The sequence below is a fragment of the Desulfovibrio intestinalis genome, from assembly GCF_014202345.1.
GTDB lineage: Bacteria > Desulfobacterota > Desulfovibrionia > Desulfovibrionales > Desulfovibrionaceae > Desulfovibrio > Desulfovibrio intestinalis.
Genome location: NZ_JACHGO010000003.1, coordinates 196,058 through 215,816, shown reverse-complemented (window position 1 = coordinate 215,816; position 19,759 = coordinate 196,058). Strand labels below are relative to the sequence as shown.

The window sequence follows — 19,759 nt, the reverse complement described above, 5'->3', positions numbered from 1 at the left end:
AGGAAGCGTAGATTTTATGGAAAAGAACGCAGTTGAAGAGTTGCAGGGTATCATTGACAAACTCACCAGCCCCGAAGGCTGCCCCTGGGATAAAGAGCAGACAGCCCAGACCCTGGCCGACTATGTGATTGAAGAAAGTCATGAGCTGGTCAGCGCCATCCGCTCCGGCAATGTGGCCGATATCCGCGAAGAACTCGGCGATGTGGCTTTTCTGCTGCTTTTTGTGGCCCGTCTGTATGAAAAAGATGGGCAGTTCACCTTTGCCGACGCCCTCAATAACAACAAGGCCAAGATGATCCGCCGCCACCCGCATGTCTTTGGCGATACGGTATTTGACAGTCTGGACGAACAGCTCAAGGCCTGGGAAAAAATCAAACGGGCCGAACATGCTGACGAAGACGGCAAGCCCAAGGGACTGTACGACAGCCTGCCCGAAAGCCTGCCTCCGCTGCTCAAGGCCTACCGCATCCATTCCAAAGCGGCCCGCGTTGGGTTCACCTGGCCGGAGGATGAAGAAGTGGAACAGCAAGTCGAAGCCGAATGGCTGGAATGGCTGGACGCCTCGGCCAACAACGATGCCGAAGCCCAAAAGCACGAACTGGGCGACCTGCTTTTCAGCATTACCGAACTGGGACGCCGCAAGGGCATCAAAGCCAGCGAAGCCCTTGATCTCGCTACCCGCCGCTTTTTGAAGCGCTTTGCCAGAATGGAAGAACTGGCCCGTCAGCAGGGACAGGACTTTGCAGCTTTGAGCCTCGACGAAAAGGACGAACTGTGGAATACGGCCAAGGCAGAGGAAGAGGCCAAGTCCTGACCTCACGGCAAGTGCAGCCAGCACAGCATGCCGGAGCATTCCGGTCTTTTTATGCGGCATCACATCCGGCTTCGCGCTTTGTGCCGCTCTTTTTCTGCGTGCTGCTGGCTTTTCTGCTTTGCGCCTGCACGCCACGGCAGCAAGGCGCGGCACGGCATGGCTCTGGCGCAGCTTCGGCGGCGTCCGCAAAAAACGGCGTTTTGCCACGCGCTGACCCGGGCTACCTGCAATGGCTTGAACGCCAGTCCATGCTTGGCTCCACACAGGAGCTGACCGCCCAGGTCTCCGGCACAGAACTTATCTGGCGCAACAGCGCTGCGGCCCGGCGTGTGCCCTTGTTGCTCTCCGCCGCTCCGGCGTGGCTGGATGTGAATCCGCATACGGTCATATCAGGCCAGCCTTTCTGGAAGGCGCTCGGCTTGTCGGGCCTGCCGGAATCTCTTGGTCAGGCGGGCCTGAACGGGTTGTTTGTCGCCCCCACAGGCGAAAAAGGCGACATCTGGGCCAGCCACAAAATGTCTACCCCCGGCGGTGTCAACGTGACGGCCCTGCGTCTGGACCCGGCTTTGGGCACAGAAGAAGACTTTGAAAAAACAGCCGCCCGCCTGGAAAAACAGAATATCCAGATGGGCGGCGAATTGCCGCCCGCTGCCACGGGCCTTGGGCCGGACTTTATTCTACAGGCGCGTCATGCCTCGCGTTTTGACGGTCTTTATGCAATGATGGCTGTGCCGCAAAAAGATTGGGACGCGCTGCCAGTCACCGGTGATGAATGGGATTGCCTGCCCCTGCGCCCACAGGCGGTACAAACCCTTGTGCAACGCGGACTTTTGCCTCCGACGCTCAGCCGGGACACCCTACCTTGGGCGACTCCCGGCGGCTGGGCGGTCACGGGTGAAGTGCGCGGCGCTGACGGCCAGACCCGGCGCTGGGTATACCGCTACAGCGGCCACGCCCTGCGCCCCGTGCTGTTGTGGCAGGACCCTTCGGGGCAGACCCGGCGTATATTTTCCGCAGCGGTTATCCGCCATACCGGTTTGCAGCAACAAACTCTGGCTGGCCTGCGCCTGGAAGCCCTCATGGGGCTGGATGTGCCAGCCCAAACTGGAAGCGCGGCCCCAGGCCAGACAGGCGGCCAAACAAAAGATCTGGCAAAAGATCTGACAAAAAATCCGGCTCCGGCGGGCCGTCATGCCGAGGCGTCAGCCCTGGCGGAACTGACGCCCGGTCTGGAAGCTCTGGATGCCCTTGCACGCGAAATTCACCGTTATGGCGGTTGGGCCATGCAGGATGACGCGCTGCCGCCATCCCTGACCAGAGCGGTGCTCGATACAGCAATAGATTTTACGCGTGATACGATTACCGAACCCGCCACGGCTTACGCCCTGCTGAGCGGCGACGCCACACCCCTGACCCGGCTTTTGCGCGCCTCACTGGAGCAAGGCGTCGACCACAGCCGCCTGGCGCGCGGGCAGAAGGACGTACAAGGCGTGGATTGGCGGCCCCTGCTGGATCTGCCGCAGGGGCGGGACATGATACGCCGGGCGCAGCAGCTGGCCAAGGCATCGCCAGAAGATACCACGCTGTGGAGCACGCAGGCGGGGCTTGCAGCTCTGACCCTGGGGCTGGATTCCACATCCGCTGCCCGGCCTGAACATGCGGCGGCCATGCGGCAGACAGTTTTGCTGCTGCTCTCGTTTCGTGTGGGGCTTCCCGGCCTGACCTTTGTCAGCCCGCAGGACATGACAGGCGCGCTCAACCTGCCGCAACCCCCAGCGGGCATGCCGGGCAGTATGGGCAGCGTACCCCTGTGGGATGAGCGCCTGGGCGTTACCGGGGGTGTACCTCCTGCGCCGCTGGCTTTTGGCGCTTTGGACAGGCAATGGGCCGACAAGCAGAGTTTTGTTCACGAACTGGCCGCACTTTTGCGGGCCCGGCGGGATGCTGGTCTGGCGGGGGGGCGTGTTGTAAATATTTATTCCGGCCCATCCGGCTGCGTGGGTGTGCTGAGCACCTTGCCCGGCGGCGGCTACTGGTTGCTGGCTGCCAATTTTTCAAACAAAAGCCAGCGGCTTGCCTGCGCCCTGCCAGCCCCGGCGCGTGGAGCCAGAGATATCCTGAAAGGCCAGAACCTGCCCGTGCAAGGGCGTACTGTGGAACTTGACCTTGACGCCCGCCAGTCCCGGCATGTGCTGCTCGTGGGACAGGCGGCAACTTCTGAAGGAGCGTACCAATGACCCAGAACCCCACCAAGCCTGAAGACGACCAGCACAACCGCACGGACACTGTGGATGCTGTGGACCAGGCCCCTTCCAACGGGGCTGGGCAGGGCGCTCAGGCCCATGCGCCCGATGGGGAGCAAAGCGAAAAACTGCTGTGCTCCTGCACGGCTTCGCCTGACCCGCATGAAACGCACTCTGACTCGCAGGATCCGCACCAAGCCCACAATGCGGGCTATGTGCCCGACTCTGCTTCTGCCCAAACGGCTGGCCATATTGCCGGGCAAACGAGTGCCCAGGCTTCGACCAGCCAGAATGAAGAAAAACCCAAGGGCCGGGGCATGCTTTCATCGTGGCGCGGCAGGGCTAGCAAATCCGTACCAGCCAAGGAAAGTGTCGCCGCTGCCGATCCCGCTACTGCTGCCGCCGCTGTACAGCCCAATCCCGCGCAAAAATTTTTTGAAACCGCCAGCCGCGTAGGGCCGTTCTTTTTACTGCTGATACTGCTGGCGCAGGCATGGCCCGCATTTATGGGCAATGGCCTGTACTGCCCGCGCGAAGCCGAAAGCATTCTTATTTTCAACCAGACGAGCCAGAGCGGACTGTGGCTGGCCCCCGCCGCTCCGGGGCTTGCCCACTGGCCCGTGTACCACTGGTATCTGGCGGGCATGCAGTGCCTTCTTGAAATGGCTGGTCCCAGCTTCGGGCACCTGCTCTTCCCCCTCGCTGGCCTTGCGGGCGCAATACTCTGCGTTCTTGGCGTGTGGACTCTTGCCCGCGTGGCAGGTCTCAACTCGCAGGCAGCCCTGGCTGGCGGCATGATTCTTCTTTCCGCCCCGCTTTTTGTTCCTCTGGCCCATTTTACCGGGCCTGAAAGTCTGGCCACTGCCCTTACCCTCTTTTCGCTGGCGCTGCTCTGCCACGGCTGGCAAAAGCCCCATGCCTGGATAAGCCTGCCTGCTGGTTTTGTGCTGGCGGCTCTGGCCGGGCTCACAGGCGGTCTTTTCCAGATCATGCTGCCGCTGATAGCCAGCATTTTCTTTCTTGGCTGGCGCGGTACTTTCCGCCGGGCGCAGGGTCTCGATGGCGTAACGGGTTTTGTGCTGCTGCTTCTTCTGGTGGCCTGCTGGCTTGGCGGCGTCATGCTGTGGCAGCAACCCGAAGGATATTTGAAGTTTCTGGGCGAACGCCTCATGCTGTGGCCCTGGCCCAGCACCAACTGGTGGCTGCCCCTGCTCATAGCCGCTGCGGGCCTGCTGCCCTGGCTGGCCATTGTTGCCTGTGTTTCGTGGGTACGGGTGCTGCGAACCGCTCCCGGCGATCTCGCGTCCTCACGCAAGGACAGGGCTGGCATCGCCTTTATGTGGATAAGCGTGGCCGTGGCCGCCGTACTGAGCTTGACGGCCTATGACCCGGTCAATGCGTCTCTAACCGTTATCTGCCTTGCTGCCCCTCTGCTGGGCAAGGCGCTCTTGCGCCTCACTGGCCTGGGTGGCCGCCTGTTCTTTATTTTCGCCGCGCTTTGCCTGCTGCATGCAGGTATGGCTCTGGCCGCAGCGGGCTTTGGCCCCACGCTGGACTGGATGGGGGGCTTCTTCAAATTCACCCTCACCGCCGACCAGCGTGAAATGGTTCTCGGCCTCAAGGCCCTGCCCATTCTCGGCGTCATATGCATTGTCGCCGCAATACTTCTGGCCCGCATGGTACGCAAAGGCGCCCACGGCGGCATGGGCGGCGCGTTGCTTATCTGCGCAGTCATTGTGATCCTGCTTGCCCAGCCGGGTACCCTGCTGCTTGGCCCGCAACTGAAGGCAGTTCCGCAGGCCAAATTGCGTCATATAGAAGAAATTCTGATGCCCGCCACCGCGCCTGAACTTCCTGCTGCTGAAACTCCCGCGCCTGAAGCAACAACGCCTGCGGCACCTGCCGAAGACGGCGCTACGCCCGAAAGCGCTTCGCCTGAAAACGCTTCACCGGACGCGGCTGCCCCACAGGCTCCTGCCTCTGAAGGTTCCAGCCCGGATTCAGGCAAGCAGCTTTCGCCTGTGGAAGCGGCGCTTGAAAAGGCTGCGTCTGAAGCCGCTGCCTATGATGCCAAGATGATGGAAGAGATGGACATGAAGCACGGCAAGATTCCTGCTGCGCCCGCTGCGGCCCCCAAGGTTGAAGATACTGCGCCTGAAGCAGCCGATACCGCCAAGGTTGCCCCCGCAGACTCTACTGCCGAACCTGTGCCCGCAGCACAACCGGAAGGCGCTCCCGCTGTTGGCGGTGTTGGCGGCGGCGCAAACGACGCCCCGCAGACTTCCGCTCCTGCCCCTGCTTCCGCGGAAGAACAACAGGCGAAATAATGCCACTTCAAGCAGTTGAATAACAGCAGCGCCCTCTGCCAGCAGGCAGGGGGCGCTTTTATCATGGGGATAAAGCTTGAGTAGGCGCTGCGCTTAAAAGGCTGAAAAGTTATTGCCTAGGCCGGAGATTATTTTATCGGCAGATTAGCTTTGATAAGCGAAGCACTTCAAATTAATCAGTTTCAGATAGTATCCGGCTATGCGCAATAAAAAATTACGCTTCTGCCTTGGCCGGGCGCACCTCAAGTCCAGCCTGACGCAACACCGCGCGAGCTCCGGGCAGGTCAAATTCCCGCCAGGGGCCAAGGCTTGATACAGTGTCGCGAGGGTTGGCGGCCTGCTCCACAATAATGGTATTGGCCCCACAACGCAGAGTTTGCGGGGTGGGCGGGTGAACGCAAAGGTGCTGCCCGCCGTCGGGGTATTCAATCCGGGCAACGGCGGTCACGCGCTTCAGGTACGAGTCCGACACCTGCCCGAGCCGCGCCAGCGGCGTGCCCATAATGGGCACCCGCGCCATTACCCCCGTGCCTGACGCTCCCAAAGACCGCGCGCGGCGAGCCTCGGTAAGAATTTCCTGGGCGCTGTGTTCCGGCCCAAGCGGCTCAATAAGATATTGCAGTTCAAGGCCGCCCTTGAGCACGTTCTCAATGGTGCGCATGCGCATATCCACGCTGTGCCCCGTATCCCGGCCTTCCCGCAGCCGCACCACATGATAGGACATGGAAAACCCGGAATCCTTGAGCGCCCGAACCGTCTCCAGACTCATTTCGCCCGTATTGATAACAAGATGGATGTCGTTGCCGATGCGGTCTCGCGTCAGACGGCCCAAACGCTGCAATATTTCCAGAGGATAATGCTGCGTCGTGCGCAAAACCACAAAATCTGCCCCGCCGTCAGCCAGTTGCCCGGCTTTTTCCAAAATGGCCTCTTCGGTAAGGGGCGGAGAAGTTTTATAGGCGTCCCACTGGGCGGCATGACTGCAAAAAGTACAGCCCATATCGCACGGGGTACTGTCAATACCAATGGCCCCCCAGATGAACCCCCGGTTGCCCGCAAGGGCGCGGCTCATGCTGTCTGCCTTTTCCAAAAGGTGAACAACGTGCCTGTCGCTGACAGCCGTATCCAGCAGCATATCTATTTCTTCAGCGCCAAAAACCTCTTTCGTTTCTCTATCACCCGGCATAGCAAGCCTCCTGGCGGCATGACCCGTCATAACCACGCTACAAGCGCGCTTTTTATAAAACCGATATATTCGACTACTCCCGCTATTAGACCAAGTCAAATAACAGAGCAACACACTTTGAATATACTTGGTCAAAGCACGGATTAGAAAACCGGCCTGCACAGCCTCGACAATGCCTGTGCCTCTGACTAGGGTAGAAACAGAATCTGTATTTCACCCCCTGGCTGTTTTTCCGGCAATCCAGAACAGCATCTTGTCGGCGTCCCGTTATGCCGCGGAACAATCACGGATCAAGCATGAAAACGTTAAAGAAACTGAAAACACCGCTCCCCCCTGACGAAGAGCACGGCGCTGATTGTACCGACCGGACGAATTTTTCGGTTCCAGAAAACAGCCACTTTGAAGGGTGCGCCTGCACAGGCAAAAACCTTACCCGGCTGGTGCGGCCTGCCATTCTGGCGGTGCTAGCCCGCGAAAATCTGCACGGCTACCTTATCCTCGAACGCCTGGCCGAAAGGGCCATGTTCAACGAACAACCTGCAGATCCGGCGGGCATCTACCGCGTGCTCAAAAGTATGGAACTGGAAGGTCTTGTGACTTGTGCCTGGGATATGCAAGGCAGCGGCCCGGCCCGCAGGCAATATGCCCTGACAGGCAGAGGCCGATCGTGCCTCAGCCAATGGTTGGGCACACTGGAAGAGTATCTGGCTTCTGTTGAAGATATTGTGGACAACGCAAGAAGCGCACTGGCGGCAGCCCCGCTGGCAAATCCCGTGGCTGCCGCTGCAGCATCCCGGCAAAACCAGACGGCCGCTGGCCCGGTCCAAAGCTGCCGTTGCGCGGCAAAACCTCTATCTGGGTCAATTGACAGTTCAGATCCTTTTAGTGATAGTTAATCATCAAGAGCATTTTTATTTTACGGGTGGTCATTAGAACAGATTAACTTTGAGAGTATATATTCTCAAAGTTAAAGACACGCCCGCTACGGCGTTTAACCGCGCAAATAAATAGCCGTGCTGTCTTCATCCGTAGCTTCGCGGCAACCGTTGCCCCAAGGGTTTACGGATGGCGACAGCGATTGCATGGAAAAACAGGGTTGTTACACATACTGTCTTTAGGCGTAATTTCCTTCGTCGCAGCGCTTAAAGCCTGCGTCGCAACGGCTGAAGCTGCGCTTGCGGTTCCACGGCAGGTACCTGCTCACGCAGCCGCCTGAGCATTTCAAAGTGAAGGTGCCTTGCAAAAATTTACTGTGTTGCGCTGACAGTTGACCAGCAAAACAACTATCACGGCGCACCGCAGCGAACTGTGCGCACCGATTTTACAATCGTCGCATGACGACACCGGAGACTACATGAAACTACAGGCAACAATGGACACGCTGGCGGTGGCTGAACCCGCGCCTTCGGTCTTTTGCGCCTCCGAATCATGTATGCTTTGCAAAAACCGGAGCCTGACACGCTCCGGCATGACTTGAATATTGGCGCTGTGGGGCAGGTTGTCTCGCCTGAATTTCTGAACAGCGCCATTTTGTTACATCACCAGGCGGTTCAGATTTTCCGCCGAACCCTCCTCTTCACAGCGCGCCCCGCACCATGCGGGGCTTTTTTTGGTCCTTGGCAGTATACCCGCGATCAAATCATGCGAAGATCCGGGTCCAGATTGATTTTGAACTGCTATGTTTTTCAAGCTTGTATGCTTTCCTGCAGTTGAAGGCAGTTCGGCCAGTTGAGCCTGACTGCTCGTTTTGCAGCAGCAGGCCAACCTTAAGATGGATCATTTTACTTCTGTATGCTGGAGAAAACCAATGCTTGCAGCCGGAATCGACGTGGGCTCCGTGGCCGCCAAGGCCGTCTTATTTGACTCCGCCGCTCAGGCCGTGGTTGGCAGCGCGCTGCTGCCCACTGGCTGGAACACGCGCGAAGCTGGAGAAGCTGTTCTGGACGCGGCCTGTCATAGGGCTGGCGCCAGCCGTCATGATCTGGAGCAGGTTGTGGCCACTGGCTACGGGCGTATTGCCCTGCCTTTTGCCCAAAAAACCATTACTGAAATCACCTGCCATGCAAAGGGAGCCGCGTGGCTGTTTCCAGGTTCGGGTGTTGTGCTCGACATCGGCGGGCAGGACAGCAAGGCCATCAGCCTGGATGAAAACGGCGGCGTGCGTGATTTTGTCATGAACGACAAATGCGCGGCGGGCACCGGGCGCTTCCTGCAAGTGCTGGCCGGGATTCTGGGTATGCCTCTTGATGAACTGGGAAAAGCCGCGGCCAACGGAAAGCCCGTTCCCATATCAAGCATGTGCGCTGTTTTTGCTGAAACAGAAATCGTCGGCTTGCTGGCTCAAGGAACTGCGCCTGCCGATCTGGCCGCAGGAGTTTTTGTGTCCATTGCCAGACGTATGCGAGGTCTTGCCCGCCGCATCGCCTTTACCGGCCAATGTGTTTTCACAGGGGGCATGGCTACCAGCCCGGCATTTTGCAACTTTCTTGCTCAGGAACTCGATATGTCTGTGCAGGTGCCAGAGCAACCGCAACTTGTGGGCGCTCTGGGCGCGGCCCTTCTGGCAGTTAAGCGAATTGAGCGAAAAAAATGAGGAACAGCCCGCCAAAGCAGGGCAAAACCAAGGAGCAATCATGAAGTGCGCCAGTTTTGACAAAATCACCACAGCCTTTGAAAAAAACGTGCTTAACCTTACAGAAGCCAAACAGAACGGCAAAAAGGTAGTTGGCCAATTCTGCCTTTACTCCCCTTCTGAAATTGCGCTGGCCGCCGGGGCCATTCCGGTTTCGCTCTGCGGCACCAAGAATGACTCCATACCAGCGGCGGAAGAAATCCTGCCCCGCTCCCTCTGCCCTCTCATCAAGAGCAGCTTCGGGTTTGCCCTCAAGGACAGCTGTCCTTATCTGGCTGCTGCCGACATCGTGGTGGCCGACACCACCTGTGACGGCAAAAAAAAATGTATGAACTGCTTGCGCCCTATAAACCCATAGCCCTGTTGCAGCTACCACAAATCCAGAATGATGACGCCTTGGGCTACTGGCGCAAGCAGTTTGAAGATCTGGTACGCCGCCTTGAGCAAGAGTTTGATGTAACCATCAGCGACGAAAAGCTGCGTGAGGCCATCGTGCTTATGAACCGCGAGCGTCTGGCCCTCAAGGCAGTGATGGATCTGGCCCAGCGCAAGCCATCGCCCGTCACTGGAGTTGAACTGGTGGAGATCGCCTTTAAAACTTCCTTTTTCCCCGACAAGGAAGTGGGCATCGCCATGCTGGAAGATCTGGCGGAAGAAATGGGCCGTCTGGCCGATGAAGGGCAAGGTACAACCAGCCCCGACGCCCCACGCATCTTGCTGACGGGTGTTCCCGTCGGTATGGGGTCGCACAAGGTAGTACGGCTTATTGAGGAGTGCGGCGGCAGCGTGGTCTGTCTGGACAACTGTTCTGCCTACAAGAAAACCCGCGTCATGATGGAAGAAGACGGCGACCCGCTGACCGTGATGGCCCGCCGCTATCTGGAAGTGCCGTGTGCCGTCATGTCGCCCAATCCCAACCGTTACGGCGCCTTGCGCCAGATGGCGGCTGATTTTTCGGCAGATGCTGTAATGGATCTGACGTGGCAGGGCTGTCAGACCTACGCCGTAGAAGCCTGGACCCTGAAAAAATTTGTGCAGAATGACCTGGGCTTGCCCTATCTTCAGGTGGAAACCGACTACTCTGAAACCGATACCGAACAGCTCAAGGTTCGCATCGAAGCATTTTTGGAAATGCTGTAAGAAGCCGCGAAAGTAGCGCGACTTGCAGCGCACTTTGCTGCGATTTGTTTGCTTGGCTTAAAACACAAAAAGCTCCCCATTATGGTGGGGAGTTTTTTATTTTCTGTAAGCTCGTCAAACCCTGTTCTTCAGTGCGCATCCGCAGATCAGTCTGCGCCAAGCCCCGCCTGAAATTCCTGCCAGGAAGGCGCAATCTTGTCCTTGTTTGACAGCACTGGCTGATCCACAGGCCAGACCACACCGAGATCAGGATCATTCCAGCGGATGGCCCCTTCGTCTTCGGGGCAATAATATTCCGTGCACTTATAATGAAAATGGGCGGATTCACTGGTGACGGTAAAGCCGTGCGCCAATCCCGGCGGCACCCACAGCTGCCACTGGTTGTCCTGCGTCAGTTCTACACCGTACCATTGCCCGAAACTGGGAGAGCCGGGCCGAATGTCTACAACCACATCAAACACGCTGCCAAGAGAAACGCTTACCAGCTTGCCTTGAGGCCGTGTTTTTTGAAAATGCAGTCCACGCAAAATGCCATAGGCCGATTTTGAGTGGTTATCCTGCACAAAGGGCAGATCAATGCCCGCCGCTGCGTAGCGTTCCTGCTGCCAGGTTTCGACAAAGTATCCGCGTGCATCGCCCCAAATTTTGGGCTTGATGAGTAAAACCCCCGCAATGGGCGTGGCAACTACTTCCATTGGCCTATCCCTGTATCCACAAGATCCAGCAAGTATTGTCCGTAACCTGTCTTGGCCATGGGCCGCGCCAGGACGCGCACGTCATCAGAAGAAATATAGCCATTGCGCCAGGCTATTTCCTCCAGGCAGGCCACCTTGAGTCCCTGACGGTTTTCCACCGCCTGCACAAAGGCTCCCGCATCCATGAGCGAATCGTGGGTACCTGTATCCAGCCAGGCAATGCCGCGCCCCACAAGCTCAACGTGCAGATCGCCACGGGAAAGGTAGGCATTATTGACGTCCGTTATTTCCAGCTCGCCGCGCGCCGAAGGACGCACACTGCGGGCGATATCCACCACGTCGCTGTCATAAAAATAGAGCCCTGTGACGGCAAAATTTGATTTTGGCTTCAGGGGTTTTTCTTCAATGCTCACAACGCGGCGGTTTTCATCAAATTCCACCACGCCGTAACGTTGCGGATCACGCACATGATAGCCAAAAATGGTAGCCCCGCTGGGCCGCGCCATAGCCTCATGTGTGAGTTCCGGCATGCCGTGGCCAAAAAAGACATTGTCGCCAAGCACTAGGCAGGTATTGTGCCCGCGAATGTGATCCTCTGCCAAGAGAAAGGCCTGCGCCAGACCTTCCGGGCGCGGCTGCTCAACATAGTGTATTGAGCACCCCCATTGGGAGCCGTCATGCAGCAAAGCCTGATACAGCGGCAAATGCTCTGGCGTGGAAATAAGGCAGATGTCGCGAATGCCAGCCATAAGTAACGTGGCCAGCGGGTAATAAATCATGGGCTTGTCGTAGATGGGCATGAGCTGCTTGCTCACGCTCAGGGTCAAGGGATAGAGACGCGAGCCTGAGCCCCCGGCCAGAATGATGCCCTTCCACTGGCTCATCGCGCACCTCCCATACCATCTGTACCGTTGCGCTGCCCGTAATTGACGGCAAGCCAGTCCCGGTATGCGCCACTGCGCACATGCTCAACCCAGGTGCTGTTATCAAGATACCATTTCACGGTTTCCCGCAGGCCGGAATCAAACCTGTGCACAGGCTTCCAACCCAGTTCTTTTTCGATTCTGGAGCAGTCAATGGCATACCGAAAATCGTGACCGGGCCTGTCCGTTACATAGGTTATAAGCCCTGCGTAAGCCCCGTGCGCCCAGGGAACCAGTTCATCAAGAATCATGCAGACTGCGTGTACCACTTCCAGATTGGTGCGTTCGGCATGGCCGCCAATATTATATGAACGGCCAACAAGGCCCGCCTCAAGCACACGGGCGATGGCTGCGCAGTGGTCTTCCACATGCAGCCAGTCGCGAATATTGGCCCCACTGCCATAGACGGGCAAGGGTTTGCCCTCCAGCGCATTGAGAATCATCAGCGGAATAAGCTTTTCAGGAAATTGGCGCGGCCCGTAATTATTGGAGCAGTTGGTCAGCAGCACCGGCAGGCCATAGGTTTCGTGAAAGGCGCGCACCATATGGTCGCTGGCTGCCTTGGAGGCAGAATACGGGCTGTTCGGGCTGTATGGGGTGGTTTCTGTAAAGGCCGGGTCGCCGGGCTGCAGAGCGCCGTAAACTTCGTCGGTGGACACATGTAAAAACCGGAAACGCGCTGCCTTGTCGGCAGGCAGGGAACGCCACCAATCCTTGACCACACGCAATAGCGCCGAGGTGCCCAGCACGTTGGTGCGCACAAAGGCGTCAGGATCGACAATGGAACGATCCACATGGCTTTCAGCGGCAAAGTTGACCACGGCGTCAGGCTTGTGGGTCTGGAGCAAAAAAGCCACCAGCTCTTCATTGCCAATGTCACCGCGCACCAGAATATGATCCGGGTCGTCCGCCAGCGCAGACAGACTTGCCGCATTACCCGCATAGGTCAGCTTGTCGAGATTTATAACGCGAATTCCGGCACGGCGGGCCTGAAGCACATAGGCCGAACCGATGAATCCTGCGCCGCCGGTGACGAGTTGGCAGGGCATGGTTGTTTCCTTATTTAGGGCGATTGTCATATAACTACATATTGATCCATCGCACATGGATCCAATAAGTTTTGATATGTTAACCTTAAAAAATTTAAACGCTCAAACACTGCACAACGGTGCAGCGTACCGCAACACGGCATGGTTTTCACAACTGTGAATCAGTTATCCTTCTCTTCCATACACGTCGGCAAAACGCACAATATCATCTTCACCAAGATATGCCCCAGACTGAATTTCAATGAGCACCAGGGGGATGACGCCTGGATTTTTTAAACGGTGCTTTGTGCCAACGGGGATGTAGGTGGACTGATTTTCAGAGAACAAGCGTACCTCATTGCCGTTGGTAACTTCTGCCGTGCCGTTCACTACAACCCAATGTTCTGCGCGATGATGGTGCATCTGCAATGACAGCTCCGCGCCAGGATTGACGATAATGCGTTTGACCTGAAAGCGGCCATCCATAACCAGAGTTTCGTAGCTTCCCCACGGGCGGTACACCAGGGGATGCTGCTTGCACTCCGCTCGTTGGTCGCGCTGCAGACGGCCCACAATCTTTTTCACATCCTGAACCTGATCGCGCGGGGCCACCAGCACGGCGTCCTGCGTCTCCACAACCACCAGGTCGCGCACGCCTATGGCCGTAACCAAACGGTGGTTGGCGTTGAAATAGCAGCCTTCCGATCCTTCGGCCATAACGTCGCCAGAGCAGACATTACCACAATCGTCCGGCTGGCCTGCCTGATAAAAGGCCTCCCAGGAGCCAAGGTCGCTCCAGCCAGTGTGCAAGGGCACCACTGCCGCCAGATCCGTATGTTCCATAACGGCGTAGTCTATGGAATCAGACGGCGAAGAAAGAAATGCAGCATTGTCTGGACGGCAGAATGCTCCATCGTCTTTGCGTTCTGCCCAGGCTGTACGGCAGCTGGCGTAGATCTGGGGAGCATACCGCTCCAATTCTTTAAGATACACTGACGCCCGGAACAAAAACATACCGCTGTTCCACGAAAATCCGCCTTGGGACAACATGCTTGCAGCAACTTCAAGGCTGGGCTTTTCAACAAAGCGGGCAACCTTGAAGCCTTCAGTCCCCAGGCTCTCGCCCTGCTCAATATAACCAAACCCTGTTTCCGGGCCAGTGGGCTCTATACCGAAAGTAACAATATGCCCTCTGGCAGCCAGCTTGGCCGCACGCGCCACGCCATCAAAAAACGTGCTTTCATTATCAATGGCGTGGTCTGAAGGCAGCACCAGCATGAGGGGATCATCCTCCCCGGCTGCAAGGGCAAAAGCCGCCAAGGCTATGGCTGGAGCGGTATTGCGTGGTGCTGGTTCCAGCAATATTTTTCCGTGTACACCGCTCGCGTAAAGCTCCGCAGTGACATAAAAGCGGTGAGCTTCATTGCAAACAATGATCGGTTCCACGCTTTCCGGCGCGCGCCGAGCCCTGAGCACAGTGTCCTTGAACAGGGTTCTTTCGTCCCCCAAATCGACAAACTGCTTGGGATAGGTCTCACGCGAAAGGGGCCACAGACGCGTACCGCTGCCGCCGCACAGAATGACAGGAACTATATCCGGCATGAACATCCTCACAATTCTCACAAGTATGCTGCCATTGATCTTGCGCCTGAAACAAAATTCCTGCGCAGTTGCAGCCAGACACCGTAAACTACACTGCCTGTACCTATAAGACAAAAATACTACTTTTCTAGCCTGTTGGGCGTAATTTTTTTACGCGGGCACAGCCCCGCCCTTTTCTTTTAATAACTGCAAAATTTCTTCGGTCCTGTCTTCCAGGAGCGCTCTATTGCCTCTGGTCTCCACATTCAGGCGCAACAAGGGCTCTGTATTGGACATGCGCAGGTTGAACCGCCAGTCTTCAAACTCAAGATTGACGCCGTCAATGCTGTCTTCATAAACAGCTCCGCCCGCATAGCGGTCACGCACCAGCTTCATGAGGCTGGGAGCGTCCTGAACGCGGCGGTTGATTTCTCCACTGCACGGGTACGCTGCCATACGCTCTGCCACAAGATCCGCCAGTGAACGGCCCGTACGGTGCAGCAAGCCAGCCACAAGCAGCCAGGGCAGCATGCCGGAATCACAGTAGGCAAAATCCCGAAAATAGTGGTGCGCGCTCATCTCGCCGCCGTACACGGCATCCTCGGCCCGCATACGCTCTTTCATGAAGGCGTGCCCGGTTTTGCCCATAATGGGTTGTCCTCCGGCGGCCAGCACAACTTCACGGGTATTCCAGTACACCCGCGTATCATACACGATCTTGCCGCCAGGAACGCGGCGCAGCAGTTCCTGCGCCAGCAGGCCAATGCAGTAGTAGCCCTCAATAAAATTGCCTTCGCCGTCATAGAAAAAGCAGCGGTCAAAGTCGCCGTCCCAGGCCACGCCCATATCAGCTGCTGCCTCGCGCACGGCAGCAGCGGTAGCAGCACGGCGCTCAGGCAGCAATGGATTGGGAACACCGTTGGGGAATGTGCCGTCCGGCTCCATATGCAGACACACGAAATCAAAAGGCAGCGATGCCTTCAAATCTTGCAATACAAGGCCAGCGCAGCCGTTGCCAGCGTCAGCCACAATTTTGAGAGGCTTGCGGCCAGAACCCGGTTCAAGCTGTGTTGCGCCGCTATACTCCAGCAGCCAGCGAACGTAATCGGCCCGAAACGACGCTTCATATATGGCTGAACTGCCTTCATCCGCAGCAGGCGCCCCGCTTTGGGCAAGCAGGCCTTGCACATGGTCACGCAGGGCAAACAGGCCGGAATCTCCACTGACAGGAATAGCCCCGCCGCGTACGAGTTTGAAGCCGTTTTCATCTGCGGGGTTATGGCTGCCAGTAATCATAATGCCAGCATCAAAAGGCTGATTGGCAGCTGCGTAGTAGATTTCTTCCGTGCCGCACAGGCCGATATCCGTAACTTCTGCACCAGCGGCGTTCAATCCTTTCGCCAGGGCATCGCGCAAAATCGGGCCGGAAAGGCGGGCATCGCGCCCCACCACAACCCGGCGTGCGCCGAACACCTCAACAACAGACCGCCCCAATGCATGAGCCAAAGGCGCATTAAGCGTATCTGGCACCCGGCCTCGAATGTCATAAGCCTTAAAGCATGAAAGCATGTGCAGCGAACTTCCTTGATCTAGGGTTTGCAAAAATCTTTTTGAAGCCAGCAAAACAATTCATAAAGTTCTGATCTGAAAACGTCTTTTCAATAGGCAAAATAAAAAGCAAACGCAGCCCCAACCCGCCTTGTTGCTTAAAAATCACAATACTTTTCTTATCTGGCCTGTGCCGTGATTGCGCCTGCAATTTAACAAACAATCAACAGGCGAACAAGAACAAAGCTCCGCATCGTTATAGGATAATATTTAAAACTGTAACATGACAATTCCGAAATGCTTGTCCGGCAGTGAAGCAAATACGCGGCTTTCACCCCAATTTATCGGCAATGATCGCCCGAATGGCTTTACAGAATCGCTGATACCCCCCTCTTGCAGAGCAGGACAGCAACCACAAGCACCATTCGTTCAAGGCCTCTGCAACACGATACAATCGCCACACGCAATGATGTTACCATCAAAAAGCCCCCATCCTTGTGGATGGAGGCTTTTGATAAACAGGATATGTTTGCTGCAAGTGGCCTCTGCAGCGCCTAAACCTCAATAATCGTGGGCATTTCAACTTTGAAATGCTCCGGTGGCTGCATGAGCAGACGCCCGCCGTAGAGGTGCAAGCGCTATTTATTTACGAGATTAAGCGCCGTAGCGAGCGTGTCTTGGACTTTTAGAACATATATTCTCAAAGTTACTCTGCTCTAACCTGTTCAGCTATGGTTAATAGGCGGCGGCAAGCCCGTCGCCCCGGGGATCGATCACCCCCTGAAGCACTCCGCTGGCCTGATTCACAAGGATAGCTCCCGCATGGCCCATCAGAAAAAGACGGGCCCCATACGGGCAGCGGTCCAGCAGCTATAGGAGACAGGCCTTCTGCAGCAAGCTTGTCTGGGGCAATAACCAGCAGGTTTTCCTGCATGGCGATTGTACGTGAAAATGTACTTTTGCCTACCTCATTTGGCCCGCAGATGCATAAAAGCTTGGGCATTATCCTACCTGATATGTTTCTGGAGGCGAGGGTGGTTCTGTATGACCGTCGGGATAGCGCAGGGCGTGCTGTCCATTTTCATCCAGATAGTTCAGCGGTATGCCTTTTTTCAACTCAAGCTCAAGAATAATACGCTGATTTTCAATGGCGGTCTGGACAAGCTCTTCAAAGGTAAGCGACATGCTGCCTCCTTTTTTATAGACTACGAAGAACCTCGCCATCGGCCAACGCTGTGGATGAGGTTCATATGGCAGTCTACTTTTAAGCTGTTTGAGTGGCAAAATTCTCAACTTATCAAAAGGTGCCCCAGTGCGTAAACGCACGGAAGCTAACAAGGCCTCTGTAGTCTTTCAGTAGTAATATATATCTGATTTTTTTTGGCCAACAGCTTTGTGGCGCCATGCAAATGGGTCAGTATGTTTTACTGCAAGCGGTCGTGGTTATGGCTGTACTTTAAGCCGATCCGCCTGAAGTTGCGTTTCTTCCATAATGAAAAAATTCGTGGACAATGTGCTCAGGTTCCCACCCCCATCAAACGCAAGTAGTGCAGCCGCCATTTTGTCACGCCAAGCTATCCAGGCCAATTGCGCAGCCTTGAGCGCGCCCCTGTCTTGTTCAGACTCCAGAGAAACTAATTGCGGCTTTGTAGTTGCTGTTCGCAGCTTGTCCCATATGTCCGTTGCCTGCTGGATACACTGGAGTATAGAGTCCGTTACGCCAGCGGCCTTGTTCATGCACGCATCGAAATAAAAGGCCTGTGCAAGGGGATTAATAGCCTCGCCTTCTTTGCATACATACTGGCGTGTACATTCATTGCCCAATTCATTCCAGAATTGCTGTAATTCAAGGGAAGCCCCAACGTATGAACTCTGCTGCCCGAAAAATTGAACGGCATTGTCCTCCCCGCAGAGGAATGTAAGTTCTTCACCATTGCTGAGCTGTATGGTTGAGCAACAAAAATCTTCACATTCAGCCCCTTGCTACACCCCAGTAACAGTGACTTTTACCAAAACTTTATCTGGGCACATGGATTTATTTGCTGCCAGCGCATTGCTCGTGAGTATTAGTATCGCCGTGTAGATAAAAATAACAGCTCTCATGCATACATCACCTTTGTGTTGTATCTCCAGGGTAACGACCGATAGGGCACAAACAACCTATACTACTGGGAAGACCTGGGATGCCATGACGTTGCTCAATGTTCTCAAACATCATTCGAGAACATTGAAAAATGCCGCGCCTGTAGAGCACGGGTCTTCAACGACCCTTCGTTTCTGGTTGCCTTGACATTTTATGTAACCCCTTATGTAACCCCATTTTGCCCTTGTACTTCTATGCCAGAAACACGCTTTGGGGGGGGGAGACAATGCAGGCATCAAAAATGGCCGTATAGTTTCATAATTAAGCCCGCCCCAAGGAAGGAGCCAACCCCAATTCCGATAAGCTGTGGAACAATGAACCAGAAAAAATTTTTTCTTTCAGAATACTCGACATTCTTCCGTCAGTAAGGATAGCGTCAGGTATCGTGAGTTTTCTTATAAAATCTCCAATCAGCCCCCCAATATAGCCAATCATTGTCCCCCAAATTGACCCTTCCCCGGAAAATATGCCATTGAAAAGTTAGTGTTCCTGACATAGGAGCACACAAATGAAACAAAAATAGATTCAACGAAAAGCGGATAATTGGGATATTGTGGCAAACCGAGACTGGGGTGCCCATTGCCCACAAACAGCGACAGCAGGTCAGCCCGGCGGACAAGAAATATGTGGCGACGATTTCCGCATCGCAGGACGAAAGTGACTCTTGTCTGCCTGTTCGCCCGCATGACGCAGATAACATTTTACAATATAAATAGTAGGATGAGCTTAATACAAGGTCAAACAGGGTCTTTGTATAAACTTCTGCCACTGTGTGACGCTGCATAATCAGCCAATATGGCGCGAGGATCAGGAACAACGTACTGCACATTCTGACAACCACGCTGAAAACAGATTCATATCGCCAGTCGTATGGGGCTGTTTACTATGCTTTCTTACCCGCGTTTGCCTTTATGCGGCCCAGTAGATATAGTTTTAATCATAGTCAATGACATCTGTTTAACTCATCAAAACAAAAAGCCTTAACGTAAGGGTATGACCGCATGGGTGCATTGAGCATACAGCACTTGCTTGTTGTACTGGTGGTTGTGATTGCACTGCTTGGCGCTAAAAAACTGCCTGTAATCGGCAGCGGCCTTGGCAAGACCATAAAAAACTTCACGCAGGCCACCAGCGAACAGGACGAGGTGGATACAACCTCCCGCCGTGCAGCGGCAGCATATTCCGGCTGGCCGTCAACTGAAGATGCGGGGCGGCCCCGGCATCTTTGCCACGCCCCTTGCCCCTTGACTGAGCATTTTACCCCAACGCTGCTCTTTCATCCAAAGTCCTGAGGCAGTGCCAGCACGACAATGCCCGAACAATCAAGGCTGGAGTAATGCAGCCCTCAAAGGCTCCATGCTGGCTGTAAAACCCGCAATTGACGTTACACCACGACGACGCATACGGGCGCGACACTCCCTCCGGCACACTGTGCGCCAGTGGCGTTTACTTGGGGCGAAGCTCAAGCTATCATAGCTGCATATGCCTTTTAAAAATCA

Annotated in this window: 15 protein-coding genes and 1 pseudogene; 8 read left to right on the top strand and 8 right to left on the bottom strand. The window is 55.7% G+C overall.

Annotated features, from left to right (window positions below; translation table 11 throughout):
• The first annotated feature begins 16 nt into the window (after window positions 1–16).
• Genes mazG through HNQ38_RS06120 form a run of 3 tightly spaced genes read left to right on the top strand, consistent with a single transcriptional unit; the run spans window position 17 to window position 5,384 of the window.
• The gene (mazG, locus tag HNQ38_RS06130; RefSeq protein ID WP_183718537.1) at window positions 17–814 is read left to right on the top strand and encodes a nucleoside triphosphate pyrophosphohydrolase; all 798 of its coding nucleotides are present in this window, start codon (window positions 17–19) and stop codon (window positions 812–814) included.
• Window positions 775–3,051, top strand: coding sequence for a hypothetical protein (locus HNQ38_RS06125; RefSeq protein ID WP_183718536.1), 2,277 nt, complete (start codon window positions 775–777; stop codon window positions 3,049–3,051). The genes mazG and HNQ38_RS06125 overlap by 40 nt, the downstream gene beginning before the upstream one ends.
• Complete coding sequence (locus HNQ38_RS06120) at window positions 3,048–5,384, top strand: ArnT family glycosyltransferase (RefSeq protein WP_183718535.1); 2,337 nt, start codon at window positions 3,048–3,050, stop codon at window positions 5,382–5,384. The genes HNQ38_RS06125 and HNQ38_RS06120 overlap by 4 nt, the downstream gene beginning before the upstream one ends.
• A 214-nt stretch (window positions 5,385–5,598) precedes the next feature.
• Here the strand turns inward: HNQ38_RS06120 and HNQ38_RS06115 are convergent, their stop codons facing one another.
• Window positions 5,599–6,570, bottom strand: coding sequence for a radical SAM protein (locus HNQ38_RS06115; protein ID WP_183718534.1), 972 nt, complete (start codon window positions 6,568–6,570; stop codon window positions 5,599–5,601).
• A gap of 296 nt (window positions 6,571–6,866) precedes the next feature.
• Here HNQ38_RS06115 and HNQ38_RS06110 point away from each other — a divergent pair, with 296 nt between their 5' ends.
• The 4 genes and pseudogenes from HNQ38_RS06110 (at window position 6,867) to HNQ38_RS06100 (ending at window position 10,342) form a co-directional block, all read left to right on the top strand.
• Entirely contained in the window at window positions 6,867–7,466 is a 600-nt protein-coding gene (locus tag HNQ38_RS06110; RefSeq protein WP_183718533.1) for a PadR family transcriptional regulator, read from the top strand.
• A gap of 458 nt (window positions 7,467–7,924) precedes the next feature.
• Window positions 7,925–8,047 (top strand): hypothetical protein, encoded by a 123-nt coding sequence (locus HNQ38_RS14370; protein WP_281377814.1) that lies wholly within the window; start codon window positions 7,925–7,927, stop codon window positions 8,045–8,047.
• 330 nt (window positions 8,048–8,377) lie between these two features.
• On the top strand, window positions 8,378–9,163 hold the full coding sequence (locus HNQ38_RS06105; RefSeq protein WP_183718532.1) for an acyl-CoA dehydratase activase: 786 nt from the start codon (window positions 8,378–8,380) through the stop codon (window positions 9,161–9,163).
• A 40-nt stretch (window positions 9,164–9,203) separates the two neighbouring features.
• Window positions 9,204–10,342, top strand: a pseudogene (locus HNQ38_RS06100) (double-cubane-cluster-containing anaerobic reductase).
• Between the two features lie 146 nt (window positions 10,343–10,488).
• On the opposite strand, the gene rfbC reads toward HNQ38_RS06100, so the two are convergent.
• The 7 genes from rfbC to HNQ38_RS06065 form a co-directional block, all read right to left on the bottom strand.
• Window positions 10,489–11,037: a dTDP-4-dehydrorhamnose 3,5-epimerase gene (gene rfbC / locus HNQ38_RS06095; RefSeq protein WP_183718531.1), complete on the bottom strand. Its 549-nt coding sequence runs from the start codon at window positions 11,035–11,037 to the stop codon at window positions 10,489–10,491.
• Entirely contained in the window at window positions 11,028–11,921 is an 894-nt protein-coding gene (gene rfbA, locus HNQ38_RS06090; RefSeq protein ID WP_183718530.1) for a glucose-1-phosphate thymidylyltransferase RfbA, read from the bottom strand. The genes rfbC and rfbA overlap by 10 nt, the downstream gene beginning before the upstream one ends.
• Window positions 11,918–13,009: a dTDP-glucose 4,6-dehydratase gene (rfbB, locus tag HNQ38_RS06085; RefSeq protein ID WP_183718529.1), complete on the bottom strand. Its 1,092-nt coding sequence runs from the start codon at window positions 13,007–13,009 to the stop codon at window positions 11,918–11,920. The genes rfbA and rfbB overlap by 4 nt, the downstream gene beginning before the upstream one ends.
• A 165-nt stretch (window positions 13,010–13,174) precedes the next feature.
• Window positions 13,175–14,590, bottom strand: a complete 1,416-nt coding sequence (locus HNQ38_RS06080) for a mannose-1-phosphate guanylyltransferase/mannose-6-phosphate isomerase (RefSeq protein ID WP_183718528.1) — start codon at window positions 14,588–14,590, stop codon at window positions 13,175–13,177.
• A 150-nt stretch (window positions 14,591–14,740) separates the two neighbouring features.
• Window positions 14,741–16,138, bottom strand: a complete 1,398-nt coding sequence (locus HNQ38_RS06075; RefSeq protein ID WP_281377813.1) for a phosphohexomutase domain-containing protein — start codon at window positions 16,136–16,138, stop codon at window positions 14,741–14,743.
• Between the two features lie 981 nt (window positions 16,139–17,119).
• Window positions 17,120–17,302, bottom strand: coding sequence for a hypothetical protein (locus HNQ38_RS06070; RefSeq protein WP_183718527.1), 183 nt, complete (start codon window positions 17,300–17,302; stop codon window positions 17,120–17,122).
• Window positions 17,303–17,560: 258 nt separating this feature from the next.
• Window positions 17,561–17,854: a lysozyme inhibitor LprI family protein gene (locus HNQ38_RS06065; protein WP_183718526.1), complete on the bottom strand. Its 294-nt coding sequence runs from the start codon at window positions 17,852–17,854 to the stop codon at window positions 17,561–17,563.
• A gap of 1,407 nt (window positions 17,855–19,261) precedes the next feature.
• Here HNQ38_RS06065 and tatA point away from each other — a divergent pair.
• On the top strand, window positions 19,262–19,552 hold the full coding sequence (gene tatA, locus HNQ38_RS14460; RefSeq protein WP_183718525.1) for a twin-arginine translocase TatA/TatE family subunit: 291 nt from the start codon (window positions 19,262–19,264) through the stop codon (window positions 19,550–19,552).
• Window positions 19,553–19,759: the final 207 nt, after the last annotated feature.